The organism is Desulfuromonas sp., from assembly GCF_002868845.1.
Classification (GTDB): Bacteria; Desulfobacterota; Desulfuromonadia; order Desulfuromonadales; family BM501; genus BM501.
Map to the genome: position 1 here is coordinate 26599 of NZ_PKUB01000046.1, position 21036 is coordinate 47634.

The window sequence follows — 21036 nt, forward strand, 5'->3', positions numbered from 1 at the left end:
AAGCTGTCTATTCGTAGCCGAGTTCGCGGATCAGGCGCTCGGATTCGGTCCAATCCTTCTTCACCTTGACGAAAAGCTCCAGAAAAACGCGGCAACCGAGAAACCGCTCGATTTCCCCGCGGGCGTCGATGCCGATCTCCCGGATCGCCCCGCCCTGCTTGCCGAGGAGAATACCCTTATGGCCCTCCCGGGGCACAAGGATCGCGGCCTGGATCACCACGAGGTTCTTTTCGGGCTTTTCTTCGAAGTTCTCAACCTGAACCCCGACCCCGTAGGGGATCTCCTGGCGAGTGCGCCGGAAGACCTTCTCCCGGATCATCTCGGCGGCGATGAACCGCTCGGGCAGGTCGGTGACCATGTCTTCAGAGTAGTAGCGGGGGCCTTCCGGCAAAAGCGAAAGGGCCTCCTTCACGAGATCATCTACCCCCTGCCCCTTGATCGCGGAGACGGGAACGATGGCGCGAAAATCGAAGAGCTTGGAGTAAGCGTCAATCTGGGCAAGAAGACATGACTTTTCTACCGTGTCGATCTTGTTGATGACAAGAACGACCGGTGCCTTGCCGGCGGAAAGGGTTTTCAGGATGAACTCGTCCCCGCCGCCGACGCTGTCGCCGGCCTCCACCAGGAAAAAGACCGCATCGACGTCCTTGCACGCCCCCAGGGCCTGCTCCACCATGTACCTGTTGAGCCGCCCCTTGGCCTTGTGGATGCCCGGGGTGTCGAGAAAAAGGACCTGGGCGGAGGGCAGGTTGTGAATCCCGAGGATCCGGTTGCGGGTCGTCTGAGGCTTGTTCGAGGTGATGGCGATCTTCTGCCCGAGAATGCGGTTGAGCAGGGTCGACTTGCCCACGTTGGGCCGCCCTACAATGGCGATGAAGCCTGAACGAAACGATTTTTCCAAAGTTCCTCCCGCCCCTTAGTGGGCCAGTTCGGCAAAATGGTAATTGCGCCCAGCGAACGCTACGTGCTCGCGGGACAGGTTGCGGTCTGCCCGGATCTCCCCGCCGGCGAAGCGGCGGAGGAAAACATCCCGGTTGTCCCTGCGGTGCCCGAGGGCATCGGAGAGGTCCGCCGGGTGGACCCGGACCCGGGCCGATCCGGTCAATTCAGCCCCCCGCAGCAGGGCCCGCCGCCACAGGCGGGAACGGACCAGTTGACCGAAGGCCGGATGGTAGGGGCCGGCGACAAGGACGCCTCCGCCGGAGAGCGCCGGCGTCCCCTGCAGACCGAGACGGATCACCGGGACCCCGGCCCGCCGGCAGCGCAGCGCCATGTCGGCGCAGACCTCCACGGCCTCCTCGACCGTCCAGGGCCGGTACTGGCCGCCGCCGAAGAGCCCCTCCAGAGGCGTCCCGCGGACCACCAGGGTCGGATAGATGCGCAGAAAGTCGGGTTTCAGAGCCAGGGCGGTCTCAAGAGAGGCGATCGCCTCGGCCCGGTCCCCGCCGGGCAAGCCCGGCATCAACTGAAGCCCGACCCCCAGCCCGCGGACCCGCAGGCGATCGACCGCCCCCCGAGCCTCCGAGGGGCCATGCCCGCGCATCGCCGCTGCAAGCACCCGGGGCGAGAAGGATTGGCAGCCGATCTCCACCGTCGTCACCCCGCAGCGGGCCAGGCCGTCCACAACCCCCTCGTCCAGGGCGTCCGGACGGGTCGAAACCCGGATCCCGGCGGCCCTGCCGGCGCGCAGGCAGGTTTGGGCCACGGACAGGTAGTCTTCCCGGAGGCCGCCCGGAAGCATGGTAAAGGTCCCGCCGTAAAAGGCGATCTCCCCCTCTCCCCGAGCGGGGAGCATCTCGTGAAGCATGCCCGCGACTTCTTCGGGTTCGGGCCGGGAGGCCTGTCCTGAGTAACTTCGCTGGTCGCAATAGACGCAGCGCAGGGGGCACCCGGCCAGGGGAAGAAAAATGGGGTAAATTGGCGCGGCCATCAACCATCCAGCCGCTCAAGGGCCCGTAGGGCTGCCTCCTGCTCGGCGGCCTTTTTGGTCCTTCCCCGGCCTTCACCGACGGCCCGGCCCTCGAAACGGGCCTCTATCGTGTAACGGCGCTGATGATCGGGACCCTCGGCGTGGAGGAGGACGTAATCGGGAGCCTTTCCATACCGTCCCTGCAGGTGTTCCTGAAGACGGCTTTTGAAATCGACCCCGCTCTTGCGCTGGGCCGAAAAGCGGATCGGTTCGCCGAATAGGTCCTCAATGATCGGCCTCACTCTCTCCAGGCCTCCGTCGCAGAAAATCGCTCCGAGCAGAGCCTCCAAGGCGTCGGCGATGAGGCTGTCCTTGTCGCGTCCCCCGCTTCGAGCCTCTCCCTTGCCAAGAAGCAGCCCCCCCCCGAGGTCGAGGCCGCGCCCGAGCAGAGCCAGACTCTTTTCGCTCACCACCTCGGCCCGCACCCGGCTCAACTCCCCTTCGTTCCGATCCGGCAAGGCATCGAAAAGGGCGTGACTGACCACCAGGTCGAGGACCGCATCCCCCAGGAATTCCAGCCTCTCGTTGTGGGCGACGGAGCGCCCGGGCTGTTCGTTGCTGAACGATTTGTGGGTCAAAGACTCCCTGAGCAGTCCATGATCGCTGAAACGATACCCGACCTTCTCCTCGAGAAGCCTTTCGCATTCTCTTCGATCCAAAGCCTTCTCCGTGAACTCGTCTGAAAACCGTGCGAAACCCCGCGTGGCGCCGAGTATATCTGAAACGCCCACCTGCGGCAACGCTTCTCGACACCGAACCGGCTTTTTCCTTGCTTCTTCCCGGGGCCCTACCTATAATGACGCGATTATTTCCCGGCGGCCAATTCATGTCTTTATTTATAACTTTTGAAGGAATCGAAGGCAGCGGCAAGTCAACCCAGATTGCCCTTCTGGCCGAGCGCCTGCGGGCCAGGGAGCGAACTGTCCTGACCACCAGGGAACCGGGCGGATGCACCATCGCCGACGCCGTCCGGACTATCCTGCTCGATGCCCGAAACACCGCCATGGTCCCCCGAGCCGAGCTGTTGCTCTACGCCGCGGCCCGGGCCCAGCACATCGAGGAGGTCATCCGGCCGGCCCTCGATTCCGGAACCACCGTGCTGTGCGACCGCTTTGCCGACGCCACCCTCGCCTACCAGGGGTTCGGCCGGGGCCTGGACATGAAGGTTATCGAGGAGCTGAACGGCCTCGCTACGGGGGGCCTCGCTCCGGACCTGACCCTGCTCCTCGACTTCCCCCCGGAAGAGGGTGTGCAGAGGGCCCTGCGCCGCAACGACTCCCGAAGCGGGCCGAACGAAGACCGCTTCGAACTGGAGAGCATCGCCTTTCACCGGCGGATCAGGGAGGGGTACCTGGAGCTGGCCCGCAGGGAAGACCGGTTTCGGGTGGTCGATGCCCGGGGCTCGATCGACGAGGTTGCCGGGAGGATCGCCCGGGCGGTCGATCCCGTCCTGGCTGCTGGAGTACGGCAATGACCTTCACCCAAATTCTCGGCCACCAACGCCAGAAGTACATCCTCCGCAGGGCCGTCGCCAGCGGCCGCCTGGCCCATGCCTACATGTTCGAAGGCGCCGAGGGAATCGGCAAGCGACTGATGGCCCTGGCCCTCGTGAGAGCCGTCTTCTGCCTGAAAGGTACCGGCTGCGGTGACTGCACCGCCTGCCGCAAGGTGGATCACCACAACCACCCCGACCTGCACATCCTTGAACCGGACGGGGCGGCCATCAAGATCGACCAGGTTCGCGCCCTGCAGAAGGAGCTCTCCTTCCGCCCCCTGGAAGCTACCAAAAAGACCTGTCTCATCGACGGCGCAGAAAAGCTCAACCCGGCCGCAGGCAACGCCCTGCTCAAGACCCTTGAGGAACCGCCGGGCGACACCCTGCTGATCCTCATGACCCCCCAGCCCGAGGGGGTCCTGAGCACGATCCGTTCGCGCTGCCAGCGCCTCCCCTTCTCCCGGTTGGGCCGTGAGCATCTCAAGGAAGCCCTCGCTGAGCGGCTGGGGGTGGACGAGACGGAGGCGCACGTGCTGGCTGCGCTCTCCGAGGGTAGTTTCAAAAAGGCCCTGGGCAAACACCGCGATCTGTTCCTGGAGAGGCGCAAGGACCTCCTTAAAACCCTTACGGGCCTCAGCCAAGGGAGCATACTGCCACTTTTCGACCTGGCCGAGGCCCTGGCCAAGGAGAAGGAGAGCCTCCCGGACATTCTGGAAATTTTCCAGGCCTTCTTCCGGGACCTTCTCCTCTTTCACCACGGCCGCCCGGAACAGGAATTGGTCAACATCGACCTCCTGGAAACGATACACCGCAGGGCCGGCAGGGAGACCTATTCCTCCCTGCTGCGCAAGTTGGGGGCCATCAATGCCAGTCGCCAGCAACTCGACAGGAACGTCAACCGCCAACTTGCTCTTGACGTCCTGCTGATGCAGCTGGCAGCCTAGGCCCCGCCGCCCCGGACCCAGTGAGGACAACCCCATGCACCCGATGTTCGCCCCCCGGGGGCCTTTTTCTCCCTACGGGCGAACCTCGTAACGACTCTGACGGGAATTTGATGCGCATTGTCACCATAAAGTTCCGCGACGCCGGCCGTCGCTACGATTTCAACGCTCAGGACCTGGAGCTTGCAAACGGCGACCAGATCGTGGTCGAGACCGACCGGGGCAGGGCCCTCGGTACGGTTGTATCCCCTCCCCGCGAAGTGCCCGACTCGGAAATCGGCAAGGAAATGAAAAACGTCCTGCGCATCGCGCTGGACGAAGACCGGGAGATGGCGGACAACAACACTGCCCGCGAGACTGCCGCCTTCCGTTTCTGCATGGATCGTATCCACCAGCGCAAGATGGATATGAAGCTGGTCCGGGCCGAATACCTGTTCGACGGCTCAAAAATCATTTTCTATTTCACTGCCGACGGGCGGGTCGATTTTCGCGAGCTGGTCAAGTACCTGGCCCACCACTTCCACACCCGCATCGAAATGCGCCAGATCGGCGTTCGGGACGAAGCCAAACTCACCGGCGGGATCGGCATCTGCGGCCGCGAACTGTGCTGCTGCACCTTTCTTACCGAGTTCTCCCCCGTATCGGTCAAAATGGCCAAGGAACAAGGTCTGGCCCTCAATCCCAACAAGATCTCCGGTCAGTGCGGACGCCTTCTCTGCTGCCTCGGCTACGAATTCGAAACCTACTGCACGATGAAAAAGAAACTCCCCAAGTGCGGTCGCCGAGTCGAAGTGGAAGGCCGAGAGGGTGAGGTCATCAATCAAAAGGTCCTCGCTCAGAAGGTCGTGGTGCGGTTCGGCGACGGGCACACAGAAGAAGCCGCGGCTGACAGCCTGGGAGAGGCCAAGCCCAAGGACTCCCAGCGCCCAGGCGCCCAGTCCCGCCAGGGAGAGAACAAGGGGGAGACTGCTCAACCCCGGCGCCGGAAATCCGGCGGGGGTCAGCGACCGCAGCAGCGCAAGCAGCAGGGCGAAAGCTCCTCGCAGAAGCCTCAGACCAAGAAAGAAAGCCCCGCCCGCCCGGAAGACCGTCCCCAGGGAGACGGCACCGCCGGGAAAGACGGCAGGCGAAGAAGCCGTCGCCGGCCCCGGCGCAATTAATCCCAGGAGAGAACGCATGCCGAAGCGATTCTATGTCAGCACCCCTATTTACTACGTCAATGACGTGCCCCACATCGGCCACGCCTACACCACCCTCGCCTGCGATGTGCTCGCCCGCTACAAAAGAGCCTGCGGCCTCGAGGTCTTCTTTCTCACCGGTACCGACGAGCACGGCCAGAAGGTGGAAAAAGCCGCCCAGGCCGGGGGCGAAACCCCCCTCGAACTGGCCGACCGCGTGGTCAAGCGCTTCCAGGCCCTGTGGGACAAGCTCGACATATCGAACACGGATTTTATCCGCACCACCCAGGAGCGCCACAAAAAGGGCGTCTCCGAGCTGTTCAAGATCATCGAGGCCAAAGGCGACATCTACCTGGGGGAGTACGAGGACTGGTACTGCACGCCCTGCGAAACCTTCTGGACCGAAACCCAACTGCTCGACGGCTGCTGCCCCGACTGCGGCCGCCCGACGGACCGGCTAAAGGAGGAGTCCTTCTTTTTCCGCATGAGCAAATACCAGGACGCCTTGGTCAAGCACATCGAAGAGCATCCGGACTTCATCCAGCCCAAGAGCCGCCGCAACGAGATCCTCAACTTCATCAAGGAGGGGCTGAGGGATCTTTCCATCTCCCGCACCACCTTCTCCTGGGGCATACCGGTCCCCAGCAAGGAAGGACACGTCCTCTACGTCTGGTTCGACGCCCTGACCAACTACATTACGGCCCTTGGCTACCCCGAAGACCAGGAAGGGCACTTCGCCGACTTCTGGCCCGGGGACGTCCATGTTATCGGCAAGGACATCCTGCGCTTCCATACCGTCTACTGGCCCACGTTCCTGATGGCGGCCGGGCTGCCCCTGCCCAAGAGGGTCTTCGCCCACGGATGGTGGACGGTGGAGGGGCAGAAGATGAGCAAGAGCCTGCGCAACGTGGTCGAGCCGAATATGCTCATCGACAAGTACGGGGTCGACCCGATCCGCTACTTCCTGCTGCGGGAAGTCCCCTTCGGCCTGGACGGCGACTTTTCCCACAGCGCCCTCGTGCACCGGATCAATTCCGACCTGGCCAACGACCTGGGCAACCTGGTCAGCCGCAGCACCGCGATGATCGGCAAGTACTTCAAGGGGGTCCTGCCCTCTCCGGTGGAAAATGCGGACACGGACGAGGCCTTCATCGGCCGCTTCCCCAAAGCGCTGAAGAGCGTTGACACCCAGATGAACGACTTGTCCTTCCACAAGGCCCTCCAGTCCATCTGGGAGTTGATCAGAGCCGCCAACAAATACATCGACGACACCGCTCCCTGGACCCTGGCCAAGGATCCGGAGCAGGCCGAACGCCTCGGCACCGTCATGTACAACCTTCTGGAGGCCCAGCGCCTCATCGCGCTGCTGATCTCCCCCTTCCTGCCCGGCACCGCCCAGAGCATCCTCTCTATTCTCGGCGCCCAGACCGGGGAGGCTCCCCTGGTCAGCGACACGGCCTGGGGAGGCCTGAAGCCCGGCACGGTCATCGAGAAGGCGCCCCCCCTCTTCCCCCGCATCGAAACCGATTGACCCGGCCCGGACAGTTGACCGTTTCGAGGGGCGCCGCGGCGCCCCTTACTTTTGGAGCCAGCCATGACCGAAACAGCGCCCCTGGTCGATACTCACGCCCATCTGGACAGCAACCAGTTTCGCGATGACCGCGAGGAGGTGATCGCCCGCGCGATCGAAGGCGGAATCAGCCACATCCTGACCATCGGATGCGACCTGGAGAGTTCCCGGGCCAGCGTGGAGATCGCCCGCAGCCATCCCAGGGTCTATGCCGCCGTCGGCATTCACCCCCACGATGCGGCCCAGGCCGACCCGGCGGGACTGCAGGAAATTGCCAGCCTGGTAGCCGAAAACGACAAAGTGGTCGCCGTCGGGGAAATCGGTCTCGATTTCTACCGCGACCGCAGCCCCCGCCCTCTGCAGCGGGAGGCCTTTCGCCGGCAGATCCGCCTCGCCCGTGAAGCCGGCAAGCCGATAATCGTCCACGACCGGGATTCACACGGGGAGGTGCTGCAGATTCTCCAGGAGGAGAACGCCGCCGAGGTCGGGGGAGTCCTGCATTGTTTCAGCGGCGACATCGCCCTGGCAAGGGCCTGCATCGGGATGGGCTTCTACATCTCCTTCGCCGGACCCCTGACCTACCCCAGGAACGAGGCCCTGCGCGAGGTCGCCCGGGCGATCCCCGCCGACCACATGCTTGTTGAAACGGACTGCCCCTACCTCGCCCCCCAGCCCCTGCGGGGCAAGCGCAACGAACCGGCCCACGTACGCCATACCGCCAGGACCCTGGCCGAGGTCAAGGGCCTGACGGTGGCCGACATCGCCCGGATCACAAACCTCAACGCCCACTACCTGTTCGGCATCGGCGCGGTGGACCAGACCGCCCAGATCGCCTATCCCATCCGCAACGCCCTTTACCTCAACATCACCAACCGCTGCACCAACGCCTGTACCTTCTGCGCAAAGTTCAAGGACTACACCGTAAAGGGGCACCATCTCCGCCTGGAGAAGGAGCCCACGGTCCAGGAGATAAAGCGGGCCATCGGCGAACCGGGCGACTGGGAAGAAATCGTCTTCTGCGGATACGGCGAGCCCCTGCTGCGCCTGGAACTGGTCAAAGAACTGGCGGCGTGGCTCAAGGAGCGGGGGGTCCGGGTGCGGGTCAACACCGACGGGCAAGCCAACCTGGTCCACGGCCGCAACATCCTGCCCGAACTGGCCGGCCTGGTCGATGCCGTCTCCGTCTCCCTGAACGCGCCAGACGGGGAAACCTACCAGAGATGGTGCCGATCGCGTTTCGGAGTACCGGCGTACGAAGCCGTCAAGGAATTCCTGCGCCTCGCCGGGAAGCACATCCCCTCGGTGACCGCCACCGCGGTAACCCTGCCGGGGCTCGATATCGAGGCCTGCCGCTCGGTGGCAAAGGAACTGGGCGTGGAGTTTCGCGAGCGCGAATACAACGAGGTCGGCTAATGTACCGCCCGATGAGTCCTGACCATAAAGTCAGAGGAGTTCTGGCTGTTCACAGGCCCGCCAGGAACTCGGCCGGGAAGACGGAAGGCGGACGGCAATAAAAACTGCCTGAATCAGCACACGGGCAAACCGCCCGAGGCACTCGGGAGATCACTCCCCGATGATTTTGACCAGGACGCGCTTTTTCCGGCGGCCGTCGAACTCGCCGTAGAAAATCTGCTCCCAGGGACCGAAATCGAGCGCCCCTTCGGTCACCGCCACCACCGCCTCCCGCCCCATGACCTGCCTCTTCAGGTGGCCGTCAGCGTTATCCTCGCCCACGTTGTGGCGATAGCCGGATACGGGCTCATGGGGGGCGAGTTTCTCCAGCCAGAGATCAAAGTCGTGATGCAGGCCCGGCTCGTCGTCGTTGACGAATACCGATGCGGTGATGTGCATGGCATTGACCAGGACCAGCCCCTCACGAATCCCGCTTTCGGCCAGGCAGCGCCCCACGTCGGGAGTTATGTTGAGATAGGCCCTGCGCGTCGGCACCTGAAACCACAACTCTTTGCGATACGATTTCATCCCCGCCTCCCCCCGGCAAAGCCGGGCCGCCCTTTAATTAGATGTTGAATTAAAATACATTCCGTGATATGCATGCTTGGTTTGAAGGCCTCGCTCACCCGACAGGGCCTTTTTTCAGTCCATCGGGGGCCTGCCCCGACGACAGGATCCGACGGGGCCAGCTTGACAAGCGGGTGATCCCCATCATACTCAGAAGGAGACCCGAACACCCGCGACCCGGGGCCACCGCTCGCCCTGCACCAGCCTTATCCTTAATATGTTATCGCATCTGAAAAACATAGTATTGGCTCTTCTGGCGCTCCTTTCACTGCCCATGGTCGGCTGTACCGAAGCCCCCCCCGCGCAGGCCGAGGTGGCCGCCGAACAGGTTGCGGAGAGGCCCGTTCCCGCGCCCCCGGCGAGTGTCTCGCCGGCCGACCACCGTGAATTGAAAAAATTCCTCGCCTCCCACGGTTACGACTGGGACACGCTGGCCAACGGCGTTCCCGCCTTCATCCTGGAAATCCTGCCCGCCGATCTCGACCGCATCCCCCAGCTCAGCGAAAAGAAAAGGATCTTCTTCCTCTCCCTGCTTCCCATGGTGCTCATGGCCAACGAGGAAATTCTTTCCCAGCGAGAGGAGTTGATCCGCCTCCTTGAGCTTCACCAGGAGACGGGGGACCTCTCCGCAGAGCAGCGCGCCTGGATCGAATCCCTGGCCCGGTCCTACCGGGTCTCCGGAGATCCGTTGAACGCCCCCGGAGCCAGGAAGAGGCTGTTGAAAAGGGTGGACATCATTCCTCCGTCCATGGCCCTGGCCCAGGCCGCCAATGAATCGGGCTACGGCACTTCGCGCTTCGCGCGCCTGGCCAACAACCTGTTCGGCGAATGGACCTTCTCCCCGGGAACCGGACTGGTCCCGAAGGACCGCCCCGCCGGCAGCATCTACGAAGTGCGCCGCTTCGCCACTCTCTACGATTCGGTCAGGTCCTATTTCCGCAACATCAACACCCACCGGGCCTACTCCTCCCTGCGCAAACACCGAGCCGAAGCCCGTGCCGCCGGCCTGCCCCTGCGCGGCATCGACCTCGCCGAGGGCCTGACCCTCTACTCGGCGCGGAAGGAGGCCTATGTGGAAGAGATCCGGGCCATCATCCGCAGCAACGACCTGCACTCCCTGGCCACCGCCGCCCTGCGCAATTCCTGATCTCCCCGATCACCGCTCCACCGTCCCCCTGCGAACCCACAACTGGCTGAACCAGTACCACCGCCTGCCGTCCAGGGACGGTGCAGTCAGGGTGTACTTGTTGCGCCTTCCAGAGAGAAGTTGCAGGGCCTGGACGCGAAACCTCCCCGGTGCGGCCGGATCCCGACTTATGCGTGCCTCGCCCTGCCCCTGAACGAAACAGCGCAGCCGGCTGAGATCGACCTCCCCGACGGGGATCTCCACGATCAGGACCGGCGGGTCCTCAGCCCCGATGATCGGGCTGACCGGAGAGACGACCTTCACCGCCAGGTGCCTCATGGCGAGTTTGTCCCGGAACCCCTCCAGGGTGGCATACGCTCCGCCCATGGGAAAGCGTGGGAGGGTGAAAAGATCCGCCCCATGGGCCGCAACCCCGGACTGCTGTGCCGCTGCGCCGGAGAACCCCAGGTCCCTGACCACCTCGAGCAGCCCGGGTGAATACTCCCCATAGGGGTAAGCGAAGAGCCGTGACGTCCCTCCGAGCTCCCGCTCCAGTTGCCGCTGGGCGCGGATCAAATCCCCCCCCACCCGCTCCCGCCATGCTTTGTCGTCCTCTCCGGGGAGATTTTCCACCAGGTAGGCATGGGAGGCCGAGTGATTCCCGATTTCGACCCCCTCCCGGGCCAGCGCCCGCAGCTCATCCCAATCGAGGTAGCCGGGAGTCCCGACGGCATCGGTGTTCACGAAGAGGGTCACGGGGAAGCCATGGCGCCGCAGCAGAGGCATGGCCCCCGAAAGGAAGCTCCGAAAAGCGTCGTCCACGGTCAGGCAGGCGCAGCGTTCCGGCAGGGGGTCTCCGGAGCGCAACCGATCCACAACCTCTCCGAGGGGCAGAACGGAATAGTCCCCCTCCCGAAGCTCCCGTAGCTGGGCGGAAAAGACATCGAGGGCAATGTTGGTCGAGGGGTAGCGGGCCTCGCCGAAGCGGTGGTATATGAAGATGTTGGCCTGACCTGCTGTTGCAGATGCGGCGAAGGCCTGGAGATATAGGGCCAGAAAAAGCCCGAGGCAGGCCAGGGTGCGGAAAATGGCCACAAAGGAGATCGGGAATCGCAAGGTCTCTTTCCGAAGCGAGGCAGGTCCCTGCCCTACGGCTTTTTCCGGACCCGACTGCGGAGATAGCGGCGGATGGCGTTGCGAGCCTTCGGGGTGACCGCCCATTCGAGCCATTTGGGAAGAACCTGGGGGGAGTCCGCCCGTTCAATGGCAACCTGGTCGCCGTCCATCAGGCGGGATTTGAGCAGCCGGGTCTGGCCATTGATGCGGGCCCGGATGGCGCGCAGACCGAGTTGCTCGTGAATGTCGAAGGCGAAATCGAGGGCGCTGCTCCCCTCGGGAAGGGTGCGCGTTTCTCCTTGCGGGGTATAGACCTGGATGGAGGCGGAGGCCAGGCGCAGGCTCTCGGTATCGAAGGCCGACTCCCCCTCCAGAAGGGACCGCATCAACTCCTGGAAATTGTTCTTGCGGAACTCGAAGCCCGGCGCGAGAACCCCGGCCTCGTTGAACCGGGCCAACTTGCGGGTCGTCACCTCAACGCGCATGCGGTACTTGCCCGCCTGGACCGTCGTCTTGAGGGCCTGGTAGCCGAACTGGGAGGGGACGTTGAGGTGGTCGCGCAACTTCCCGGGGATGGGCGGGAAGAGGCTGTGCAGAAGCCCGAGTGCCAGATAGGCGTCCATGGTCCGGTCGACCTGGATCTCCAGAGTGTAAAGGGAGGAAAAACCGCGGTTCATCGATTGGGCTGCGGCGACGGCGAAGGGGCGCCAGCGGTCCTTCAGCAACCCGGGTAGCTTTTGCTGCTCGAAGGCGCCATGGATCTTGGAGCGAATCCTCCTCAAGGGGGCTTCGACTTCCTTCATGAGCGCCTTGACGGCATTTTGGTAGCGGGCAGCCCGGTGAGGGTAGAGAACGGTGAGAGAAAGGGCGTCGAGCCGAGAGGCGACCAGGCCCATGCCGAGGTGGCGGGCCAGCGGAACGTAGACAGCGCGGGTCTCTTCGGCAATAAGCGACTGTTTTTCGGGATTGAGGGCGCTGATCGTCTGGAGGTTGTCGGTCCGGTCCCAGAACTTGAGGCAAAGGACCCGAACGTCCTCGATGGCCACCAGAAGCTGTTTGCGGTACGTCTCCGCCTTCAGGTCTTCCCGGCTGAGTTCGGCCCCGATGGCCTTGGTCAGCCCGTTCACCAGAAGGGCCACCTCGTCGCCGAAATCCGATACCACGTCGGCCAGGGTGACCGGGGTATCCTCCACCACGTCGTGCAGAAGAGCCGCGTTGACCGAAGCGAAATCCATCCAATGCCGGGCCGCCAGGTGGGCCACCCGCAGGGGATGGAAAAAGTACGGCTCCCCTGATTTGCGCAACTGTCCGGAGTGGGAGGCGCGGGCCAGTTGAATGACCCGGTGAAGACCGTCGATGCCCCGGTCGAGCTCTTCCTCGCTCAGCCCCCCCCCCATAGTGGGTGACCAGCAACTCCATGATCTCGTTGACCAGGCGCTGCTCATGTCGCGCGTCATGGGTGGGCAATCGTTCCTCCGCTGCGTCCATTCACGTCCCCCTGCAAAACCTACCTGCCTGACTCTGCCCTTATCTTAATGGAGAACGGAGACCCCTTCAAGACCGTTTTACGGGCAGGTTGACTCTTTCTCTTCGTCCTGGCTGCCTGTGACAAGGAAAACGATTAACTGTCTCTCCGGCCCCCCCGCCGAAAGCGAAGCCCGCCCCGAAAAGGAATGAACATGGGAACCTCTCTCTGGTAAATGCGGTATTCCTCGCCGAACTCGTCCACCAGCCTTTTCTCCTCCAGATGGGCGCCGATTACGAGGTAAAGGCTGAACACCACCGAGGTCACCAGGGCGGCCGGGTCAAGATCCCTCGCCCAGAGCAGGATCAGCCCGGCCAGGTACCAGGGATGCCGGACCATCCGGAGGACGCCGGCTTTTTCCAGCCGGTTCTCGCTCGCCCGGGCTCCCGCCCCCAGGGATCTCTGGTTTCCCAGGCCGAGAAACTCCCTCACGGGGTAGGCCCTCGCCCCGCCCCAGAACAAGACGGCTGCGGCGCCCCAGAGGATCGCCTGGACAATAGTGAACGGCCAACTCCAGGACAGCAGGTTCCTCCCCTGCAGGCTCAGGCTCCAGAGGCCGAGAGGTATGAGGGTTGCCAGGGCAAAAAGGTTGTAGCAGAGGCGGTAGAGGCCTTCCCTCCTCCCCAGAAGCCTTCCGAGACGGGCCTTGACCCTCGGCGAGGCGAGCAGGGAATGGAGTGCGCACCAGATGCACCAGAGAAGGGCAAGAAGAGCAAGCGTCCCGTTCACACCTTCTCTCCGATCGGGTGGGGGCCGTATCCCTTGGCGGAGAAGACGCTACCCGGGGGGCCAGCTCAGGTCGCGACCGCCGAGCAGGTGGAAATGAATGTGCCAGACCGACTGCCCGGCACCTTCGTTGCAATTATTCACCACCCGAAATCCCCTCTCGGCAAAACCGTGATCCCTGGCCAGCTTGGCGGCGACCCGGAAGACGTGCCCGACCAACTGGTCGTCGCCCTCAGTCAGGTCGAGGGTCGTGGGCAGATGCTTGCGGGGAAAGATGAGGTAGTGGTGAGGCGCCTGAGGGTCGATGTCCTCGACCGCCACCACCATCGGATCCTCGTAGACGACCTTGCCGGGCAGTTCGCCGGCGATGATTTTACAGAAGATGCAGTTGTCCAACGTCCTCACTCCTTTCCTGAACCGGAATGCGCGGTGCCGTCGATGGTTCCAAGGATATCACGTTCCAGCGCCTTTGAGCTGCGTACTTGAGGAGCCTCTCCTCGTGGGAGAAGAAAAGGATCTGGTGTTCGCGGCCGAGTCTCTCCAGGACCTTGAAAGTCTCGCCGAGCCTGGAGCTGTCCATGTTCACCAGGGTATCGTCAAGGAATAGAGGCAGGGCACGGTCGCGGGAAAGGTGCCGGGTCAGGGCAATGCGCACCGCGAAGTACACGGCGTCGACCGTGCCGCAACTGAAGCGATCGACCGGCTGCCAGTCGCCGCTCTTGGTTTTGAGCGCCAGAGAGAAGTCATCGCCGACCTTGATCTTGTCGTAGCGGCCGAGGGTCGCTCCCTTGAGTTGCCGCCCCACATCTTGAGCGAATTTGTCCAGGTAATTTTTTCGAAAATCCTCCACCGCCTCGGACAGCAGATCGTACCCAAGGGCGAGAGCCCTTTGCCGCTTGGCCAGAAGAGCCTCCCTTTCCCGGAGCCTGCCTCCCTCTTCCTCGATCCTCTTGCGATCCGTCACCCGCCCCTGAAGACGGCCTTCCTGCTGAGAAATTTCGACCAACCGCTCTTCGCGCTCCCTGATGCTATCGCCCAGGGCCCGAAGTTTCTCTTCGGCCCCGGGCAGATCTTCGAGGGGCATGACCTCTGCGCTGCGCAACGGCTTGTCCTGTTCCAGGCGCTCGTCAAGAACCGCCAACTCCCGAGTAAGGTCCTCCCGATCCCGGCTCAGTTCCTCTCCCTCCTCCAGAACCTTCAGCGCGCTTTCCACCTCGCTGAGCTGCCTGGAGAGGTCGCGGCTGCGATCGAGGTTCTTCTGCATCTTGACGATTTCGACGGCCGATGGGGACATGCCGAGCAGCTCGAAGCGCTCGTCGAGACCGGCCAGCCTGGCCTGGGCCTCCTCGCGTTTGCGCTCGAGGACTAGCACCTGCCCCTGGATGCGGCCCCGCTCAGCCCGCTTGCGTCCCGCCTGCAGCAGATAGGCGACAAGGACCAGGAGAATCGCGATTCCCGCGCAGGCCAGAGCCGAGACCAGCCAACCCGGACGGATCCAGGCCAACCCTCCGCCAATGACGAGGAACAAAAACGAAAGCCCCGTCGGTGGTCCCCACGGCGGGCCCCGATGGGCAAGCAGCTTTTCCCTCAGGGAAGCGGCCTCCCCCTGCAGGCTGATCAGTTCCTTGCGGACCTCCTCCGCCTCCGCGAGCAGGACCGGCAGGTCACCGGGTATCTGCCGGGGCAGCCCGGTCTTACCCAGGGCACCCTCCAGTTCCTGGCGCTGCCGCTTGAGCTCGGAGACCTTTTCAGTCTGCCTGTTGACCCGGTTGAAGTCCCTGCGGAGAATCTCCTCCTTCTCCTCCAGCTGCCACTGCTTGCGCACCCAGGCGAGATACCGCTCGCCCTTGGCGTATTCCTCCCGGTCGGCCTCGATAGACGCGCGCAATTCCTCGATGCTGGCGCGCTGCCCTTCGAGTTCCCGGGCGGTCTCATCCCCTGCGAACCACTCTTTCTCCAGCCCCCCGAGACGCTCTCGAACCTTTTCGATCTCCCGGTCCTTGGTCTTGTCCTTTCCCCAAGGGTTGTGACGAGTGATGGCGAAGTGGTCCTCCTGCAGGGAAGCGAGGACCTTATCGTAATCTACTTCGACAAAACCGGATAAGAGCGATTTGATTTTCCCGGGAATCCCCCCCCGTCTTCCCGGCTCCAGGCTGCCCTGCCCGAAAAAAAGCGACGCCCGGAACACTTCGTCCTCGGCGATGCCAAGCAGGCGACAGAGCTGGGAGAGGTATTCGGCACGCTCGGAGGAACGCCCCCCCGGAGCGACCTTCCCCTCGAAATGATAAAGGGTCTGGTAAAGATCGTCCCGCTCGGTCAACTGAACATGGTCGCTTTGGATGTCCCGTTCGATCCGCACAGTGCGGCCGTTGCCTTCCAGGACCAGGGCGACCCCGGTCCCGCCATGACGCCCCCAGGGAAGGAACCGGCTCTTGTCGCGAACGCCGAACAGGGCCGCGGGAATGGCCTCCATCAAGGTCGATTTTCCGGCCTCGTTGGGTCCGGCGACCAGGTTCATGCCCTTCCGAAATTCGAAGGTGCGCTGTCCGAATTTCCCGAAGTGATTCAGTTCCAGGCTGCGAAGGATCATGCCTGCCTCCCACCAAACGACTGAAAGCGGACCAGAACCTCACGAAAAGCGGCCTCGACCTCTTCCCTCTCGTTGGATGGAATCTGTTCCATAAATTCCCGGACCTTGCGCACGAAGACCCCCCTCACCGTCTCTTCTTCCTCGATCTGCTGGACAAACCGGCTGTCGAACATCCGGGTCCGGTCGCGGATCTCAAGATGAAAAAAGCCGTCGCGGCACCGTTCGAGCAGACGTTCGGTCTCGATGGGGGTTTCGACGATCCCGGTCAGACTGAGGCGCAGCAAGAGGTCGGGGGAGGCCAGGTCGTCGATCGCACCGACGACCCCCTCCTGGCCGCCGCATGCACCCAGGTCAATGGTGCCCTTCTCCAGGCGGCGCCGGCCGACCTCCACCCTCTCGACCGAGGCCCCTGTCCCATCGAGGGAGACAATGGCGCACCAGCGCTGTCCTTCCTCACCGAACCGTTTTGCTTCCGGGGAACCGGGGTAGCAGCCGAGAACCCGGCCATCCTCTTCGAGAATTTCGAAGTTGTGATAGTGCCCCAGCGCCAGGTAGTCCAGCTCCCACCCCCGGAGTTCCTCCATGGTGAAGGGAAGGTCCTTTTGCCGGTAGTCCCATTCCGGACTACCCTGCCGAGAGCCGTGCAACAGGCCGATGTGAAGGGCTTCCCGGTCGCGCCGGACCATGGTGCCCAGGGCTCCCTCGGAGGCATGGGCCCGAAAAGCGAAGCCGTAAAGGAGCACGTCCTGTCCCCGGACCGAAAGGACGGCTGGTTCATCCACCCGGGGCCCGTCGAGAAGAACCGCGCCGGGAAAAGCGGTCTTCCGGTAGACGGACTCCTCGGTGGTGACGCAGTCGTGGGTGCCGGGAAGCAGGACCGGGACGACCCCCTCTTCGACGAGACTCTGGAGCCCGGCCTGAACCCTTTCAACGGCAGGGAGCGAAGGTTGCCACGAGTCGAACAGGTCACCGGCCACAAGGAACAGATCGACCTCCCTCTCCAGGGCCAGGTCGACGAGTCGGTCAAAGGTGACGAGAAAATCGTCCCGACGGGCCTCTTCCCGATCCCCAAGGGAAGGAAAAGCCGCGTCAAGATGCAGATCGGCGGTATGCAAAAGGCGAATCACGGAAATCCCCCAAAACGTGTTTTCATGAACGGGACCCGGAGGCGGGTTCCCCGGCGGGCAATTCTCCCCCTTCCCCGGCGGTCCCCTTGCGCAGGTGGACCAGGAACTCGCGGTTCCCCTTGGGCCCGAGGATCGGACTGTCGGTCGTCCCCAGCACCTCGCAGCCGAGGGCGCAAGCGGCCTCCCGAACCTTCTCCAACACCTCCCGGTGCTGCTCCTCGTCCCGCACCACACCCCCCTTGCCGACCTTTCCCTTGCCGACCTCAAACTGGGGCTTGACCAGGGCGACGACCTCTGCGCCATCGGCGAGCAGGGAGAGGGTGTTGGGGAGAACCTTTTCGAGGGAGATGAAGGAGGCGTCGATCACCGCCAGGTCTGGACTTTGATCGAGTCGACCTGCGTCCAGGTCGCGGATGTTGGTCCGCTCCAGGTTGACCACCCGCGGGTCGTTGCGCAGCTTCCAGGCCAATTGTCCGTAGCCGACGTCGACCGCGTAGACCCGGGCCGCGCCGCGCTGAAGCAGGCAGTCGGTAAAACCGCCCGTGGAGGCTCCGACATCGAGGGCCGCCCTCCCCGAAACCTTCACCCCGAAGGCCTCCAGGCCCTTCTCGAGCTTCAGGCCTCCCCGGGAAACGTAGGGGAGGTCTTCCCCCTTCAGGCGCAGGCGGGCATCGACTGGAAACCTGGTGCCGGCCTTGTCGACGGCATGGTCTTCAACGACGACCTTGCCCGCAAGGATGATGGCGCGGGCCCGCTCCCGGGATTGGACAAGACCCCGTTCCACCAACAGTTTGTCGAGCCGTTCTCTTCTCAATCTCCGGGTCCACAGGGAGGATGCGGCCGGCGTGCCGGCCCTTGGCCAAAATGGACTTCAAGGTAGCACAGGGGGGGGGCAGGAGCAACCGTTTTGCCCCTATCGAAGGGGCCTGAATTGTCTCTCATGGCGTGTATACTGAAAAGTGCCGGCGGACCGACGTCCCCTCTCGAAATGCCGGCTCCCGAATCGGGTTTTCTCCGTCTCGAAAGGAAGGGTCCCATGGCAAGGCCCCCCGCGACAGGACGGCCGGAGGCGGCCCTGCCGCCAAGGCTTTGGAGTTGCATCGTCCTCGCACTCCTGACCGGGTTGGTGCTCCCTCCGCCCTGCCCCGATGCCGCCGCAACGCCTGGACCGGACAAGTTCCAGCGTTCCCGGGCGCGCATGGCGGAGCGACAGATCCGTGACAGGGGCATCACGGACCCGGCCACCCTGCGGGCCATGGCCGAGGTCCCCCGCCATCTCTTCGTTCCCCCGAAACTTGCGGCCAGGGCCTACGAAGACCTCCCCCTGCCCATCGGCTTCGGCCAGACCATCTCCCAGCCCTTCATCGTCGCATTCATGACCGAGCAGGTCCGCCCCCGTCCCGGAGTGCGCATCCTGGAAATCGGCACCGGTTCGGGGTACCAGGCGGCGGTACTGGCCGCGGCGGGCGCCGAAGTCTTTTCCCTGGAAATCATCCCCGAACTGGCGCAGAGCGCAGCGAGCCGACTGAAAAACCTAGGTTACACAGGGATCCGGCTGCGCGAGGGGGACGGCTACCACGGCTGGGCGCAGGAGGCCCCCTTCGACGCCATCGTGGTCACAGCGGCAGCGGAATTCGTCCCTCCGCCCCTTCTGGAGCAACTCGCCGATGGCGGTCGGATGGTCATCCCCGTCGGCTCCCCATTCTTCGTGCAACGGCTCCTGCTGGTGGAGAAGGAAGGAGGGAAGACGAGCACCCGGGTCCTGCTGCCGGTTCGCTTCGTCCCCCTGCGGAGGCCCCGGTGAGGCTGCCTGCGACGTTCCTCCTGGGAACCGCAGTGGCCCTTCACTCGGTGGCGATCATCTCCTTTCAGCTGGCCCTGATGCAGATCCTTTCCCTAACCCAGTGGCACCATTTCGCCGCCATGGTCATCTCCGTGGCGCTCCTCGGCTTCGGAGCATCGGGAACGCTCCTGGCCCTCGCCAGAAAAGCGCTCCTGAAACGGATCGAATGGCTGCTCCCCCTGTGCCTGTTCGCCAGCGGGGCCGCCCAGCCTCTCGGGGTGAGCCTCTCCCACGGTGCCATGGGGGGATTCGACACCTACCTGCTCTTCGCAGAGCCCGCCCAGGCCGGACGCCTGGCCCTGGTCAACCTCCTTGCGGGGGTCCCCTTCTTCCTCGGGGCGCTGGCCCTCGGCCTCGTCTTCGTGCGCCACGTCGAGAGGATCGGGACCTTGTATTTCGCCAATCTCCTTGGCTCGGGCCTGGGAGGCGCGGTCGCCCTGCTGCTCCTCGGCGCCCTGGAACCCGAGAGGCTGGCCCCGGTCACGGCTCTGTTCAGCATCGCCGCCGGCTGGCTGGTCCTTCCTCGCAAGGGGGCCGTCCCCCTCGCCGCGGCCGGGCTGTCAGCTCTGGCCGCGGCCCTGTTCCTGCTGGCCTGTCCCTCCCCCCTGCCCCTTTCCCCTTACAAGGATCTGAGTCGAGCCATGGACCTGCCCGGGGCGCACGTCGACGCCCAGCGCCCCAGCCCCATGGGACTGGTCCAACTCGTCTCCGCCCCGGCCCTGCGCCATGCGCCCGGCCTGAGCCTCGCCTTCACCGGGGAAATCCCGACCACGGCGGCCCTTTTTGTCAACGGAGACTGGTTCGGGGCGGTGCCCCGGAAGGGCCGGAAAGGCCGCCCCCATCTGCTCGACTTTACCACCTCAGCGCTCCCCTATGCCCTCAACGCCCCGAAAAGGGTCCTCGTCCTCCATGCCGGTACCGGCATGGAGGTAGCTCAAGCCCTTTCCCGGGGAGCGAAACATGTGGTTGCCGTGGAGCCCCATCGTGCGGTCCTTGAAACCTTGGCGGAACTGTCAGCCGAGTCTCCCTACGGCGGCCCTGCGGTGACCGTCGCCGCGGTCGAGCCGCGCAGCTGGCTGGCAACGGACAACCAGCGGTACGACCTCGTCGTTCTGCCTTCGATCGGCAGCTTCGGCGGCGGGGTCGGGATGGCCGCCCTCCGCGAACAGAACATCCTCACCCTGGAGGCGTTCGGACAGATGTGGGACCACCTGACCCCCGAGGGGATCCTCTGCGCCAGCGCCTGGATCGACTACCCTGCCCGCGCCCCGCTTCGCCTGGCTGCAACCCTCGCCGAAGCCCTGGCTCTTCGAGGGACGGAAAGCCCTGCGGACCATCTGGCCGCGATTCGCTCCTGGGGCACAATCACCTTCTGCGCAAGCCGCTCGCCCCTGACCGATGACCAACTGCGGAGAATCCGCATCCTTTGCGACGCCCTCCTCTTCGACCCGGCGCTTCTCCCCGGCCTATCGCCCATCGAAAGAGAACGCCATCACCGCCTGGAGGACCGGCGGTTCTTCTCCCTGCTCGAGTGGCTGATCGATCCTAACAGGGCCGGCCCCGAAACCGGCTCCCCCTTCCGCCTGAGCCCACCCGTGGACGACCGCCCCTTCTTTTCCCAGTTCGTGCGCCTGGCCCGTCTACCCGGCCTGGCCCGTCAGTTCGGCGACCGCTCGATTCCCTTTCTGGAGATGGGCTACTTTCTTGCCGTGGCCACCTTTATCCAGCTGGCACTATCGGCGGGAGCGCTGATTATTCTTCCCCTGGCGCGCATCGGCTGGCGCAGGGGGAAACGGCTGCGGATCTTTTTC

At 64.0% G+C, this 21036-nt stretch carries 18 protein-coding genes; 7 read left to right on the forward strand and 11 right to left on the reverse strand.

What is annotated here, in order from left to right; genetic code table 11:
- Window positions 1-7: 7 nt before the first annotated feature.
- From era to rnc, 3 genes are read right to left on the reverse strand one after another with little or no spacing between them, the layout of a single operon-like run.
- Window positions 8-901 carry a GTPase Era gene (gene era, locus C0617_RS14095; RefSeq protein WP_291317676.1) on the reverse strand — a complete coding sequence of 298 codons (894 nt, stop codon included), beginning with the start codon at window positions 899-901 and terminating at the stop codon, window positions 8-10.
- Between the two features lie 15 nt (window positions 902-916).
- Complete coding sequence (locus C0617_RS14100; protein ID WP_291317677.1) at window positions 917-1930, reverse strand: radical SAM protein; 1014 nt, start codon at window positions 1928-1930, stop codon at window positions 917-919.
- Complete coding sequence (gene rnc / locus C0617_RS14105; RefSeq protein WP_291317678.1) at window positions 1930-2628, reverse strand: ribonuclease III; 699 nt, start codon at window positions 2626-2628, stop codon at window positions 1930-1932. Before rnc ends, C0617_RS14100 begins: the two co-directional genes overlap by 1 nt.
- Window positions 2629-2795: 167 nt before the next feature.
- Here rnc and tmk point away from each other — a divergent pair, with 167 nt between their 5' ends.
- From tmk to C0617_RS14130, 5 genes are all read left to right on the forward strand, one after another.
- A complete protein-coding gene (tmk, locus tag C0617_RS14110; RefSeq protein ID WP_291317679.1) occupies window positions 2796-3443 on the forward strand; it encodes a dTMP kinase in 648 nt (215 codons plus the stop codon).
- On the forward strand, window positions 3440-4408 hold the full coding sequence (holB, locus tag C0617_RS14115; RefSeq protein ID WP_291317680.1) for a DNA polymerase III subunit delta': 969 nt from the start codon (window positions 3440-3442) through the stop codon (window positions 4406-4408). Before tmk ends, holB begins: the two co-directional genes overlap by 4 nt.
- A 107-nt stretch (window positions 4409-4515) precedes the next feature.
- Window positions 4516-5565, forward strand: coding sequence for a stage 0 sporulation family protein (locus C0617_RS14120; protein WP_365889355.1), 1050 nt, complete (start codon window positions 4516-4518; stop codon window positions 5563-5565).
- 16 nt (window positions 5566-5581) lie between these two features.
- Window positions 5582-7114: a methionine--tRNA ligase gene (metG, locus tag C0617_RS14125; RefSeq protein WP_291317682.1), complete on the forward strand. Its 1533-nt coding sequence runs from the start codon at window positions 5582-5584 to the stop codon at window positions 7112-7114.
- Between the two features lie 63 nt (window positions 7115-7177).
- A complete protein-coding gene (locus C0617_RS14130) occupies window positions 7178-8566 on the forward strand; it encodes a TatD family hydrolase (protein ID WP_291317683.1) in 1389 nt (462 codons plus the stop codon).
- A gap of 150 nt (window positions 8567-8716) precedes the next feature.
- Here the strand turns inward: C0617_RS14130 and C0617_RS14135 are convergent, their stop codons facing one another.
- Window positions 8717-9133 carry a secondary thiamine-phosphate synthase enzyme YjbQ gene (locus C0617_RS14135; RefSeq protein WP_291317684.1) on the reverse strand — a complete coding sequence of 139 codons (417 nt, stop codon included), beginning with the start codon at window positions 9131-9133 and terminating at the stop codon, window positions 8717-8719.
- 283 nt (window positions 9134-9416) lie between these two features.
- On the opposite strand from C0617_RS14135, the gene C0617_RS14140 reads away from it, so the two are divergent.
- The gene (locus tag C0617_RS14140; RefSeq protein ID WP_291317685.1) at window positions 9417-10319 is read left to right on the forward strand and encodes a glucosaminidase domain-containing protein; all 903 of its coding nucleotides are present in this window, start codon (window positions 9417-9419) and stop codon (window positions 10317-10319) included.
- Window positions 10320-10328: 9 nt separating this feature from the next.
- Here the strand turns inward: C0617_RS14140 and C0617_RS14145 are convergent, their stop codons facing one another.
- The 7 genes from C0617_RS14145 to C0617_RS14175 all read right to left on the reverse strand — a co-directional run bounded on the left by C0617_RS14145 (window position 10329) and on the right by C0617_RS14175 (window position 18196).
- Complete coding sequence (locus C0617_RS14145; RefSeq protein ID WP_291317686.1) at window positions 10329-11414, reverse strand: polysaccharide deacetylase family protein; 1086 nt, start codon at window positions 11412-11414, stop codon at window positions 10329-10331.
- Between the two features lie 32 nt (window positions 11415-11446).
- Window positions 11447-12871, reverse strand: coding sequence for an HD domain-containing protein (locus C0617_RS14150; protein WP_291317687.1), 1425 nt, complete (start codon window positions 12869-12871; stop codon window positions 11447-11449).
- Window positions 12872-13035: 164 nt separating this feature from the next.
- Window positions 13036-13668 (reverse strand): NnrU family protein, encoded by a 633-nt coding sequence (locus C0617_RS14155; RefSeq protein ID WP_291317688.1) that lies wholly within the window; start codon window positions 13666-13668, stop codon window positions 13036-13038.
- A gap of 48 nt (window positions 13669-13716) precedes the next feature.
- Window positions 13717-14061 carry a histidine triad nucleotide-binding protein gene (locus tag C0617_RS14160; protein ID WP_291317689.1) on the reverse strand — a complete coding sequence of 115 codons (345 nt, stop codon included), beginning with the start codon at window positions 14059-14061 and terminating at the stop codon, window positions 13717-13719.
- Window positions 14039-16255 carry an AAA family ATPase gene (locus C0617_RS14165; RefSeq protein ID WP_291317690.1) on the reverse strand — a complete coding sequence of 739 codons (2217 nt, stop codon included), beginning with the start codon at window positions 16253-16255 and terminating at the stop codon, window positions 14039-14041. The genes C0617_RS14160 and C0617_RS14165 overlap by 23 nt, the downstream gene beginning before the upstream one ends.
- Complete coding sequence (locus C0617_RS14170; RefSeq protein ID WP_291317691.1) at window positions 16252-17382, reverse strand: DNA repair exonuclease; 1131 nt, start codon at window positions 17380-17382, stop codon at window positions 16252-16254. Before C0617_RS14170 ends, C0617_RS14165 begins: the two co-directional genes overlap by 4 nt.
- A 22-nt stretch (window positions 17383-17404) precedes the next feature.
- Complete coding sequence (locus tag C0617_RS14175; RefSeq protein WP_291317692.1) at window positions 17405-18196, reverse strand: TlyA family RNA methyltransferase; 792 nt, start codon at window positions 18194-18196, stop codon at window positions 17405-17407.
- Between the two features lie 222 nt (window positions 18197-18418).
- Here C0617_RS14175 and C0617_RS14180 point away from each other — a divergent pair, with 222 nt between their 5' ends.
- Window positions 18419-19186, forward strand: coding sequence for a protein-L-isoaspartate(D-aspartate) O-methyltransferase (locus tag C0617_RS14180; protein ID WP_291317693.1), 768 nt, complete (start codon window positions 18419-18421; stop codon window positions 19184-19186).
- Window positions 19187-21036: the final 1850 nt, after the last annotated feature.

Bases quoted from the DNA above. Each gene is read 5' to 3' on its own strand.
- C0617_RS14180 (WP_291317693.1), top strand. From the start codon at position 18,419: ATGGCAAGGCCCCCCGCGACAGGACGGCCGGAGGCGGCCCTGCCGCCA.
- C0617_RS14100 (WP_291317677.1), bottom strand. From the start codon at position 1,930: ATGGCCGCGCCAATTTACCCCATTTTTCTTCCCCTGGCCGGGTGCCCC.
- tmk (WP_291317679.1), top strand. From the start codon at position 2,796: ATGTCTTTATTTATAACTTTTGAAGGAATCGAAGGCAGCGGCAAGTCA.
- holB (WP_291317680.1), top strand. From the start codon at position 3,440: ATGACCTTCACCCAAATTCTCGGCCACCAACGCCAGAAGTACATCCTC.
- metG (WP_291317682.1), top strand. From the start codon at position 5,582: ATGCCGAAGCGATTCTATGTCAGCACCCCTATTTACTACGTCAATGAC.
- C0617_RS14165 (WP_291317690.1), bottom strand. From the start codon at position 16,255: ATGATCCTTCGCAGCCTGGAACTGAATCACTTCGGGAAATTCGGACAG.
- C0617_RS14150 (WP_291317687.1), bottom strand. From the start codon at position 12,871: ATGACGCGCGACATGAGCAGCGCCTGGTCAACGAGATCATGGAGTTGC.
- C0617_RS14130 (WP_291317683.1), top strand. From the start codon at position 7,178: ATGACCGAAACAGCGCCCCTGGTCGATACTCACGCCCATCTGGACAGC.
- C0617_RS14135 (WP_291317684.1), bottom strand. From the start codon at position 9,133: ATGAAATCGTATCGCAAAGAGTTGTGGTTTCAGGTGCCGACGCGCAGG.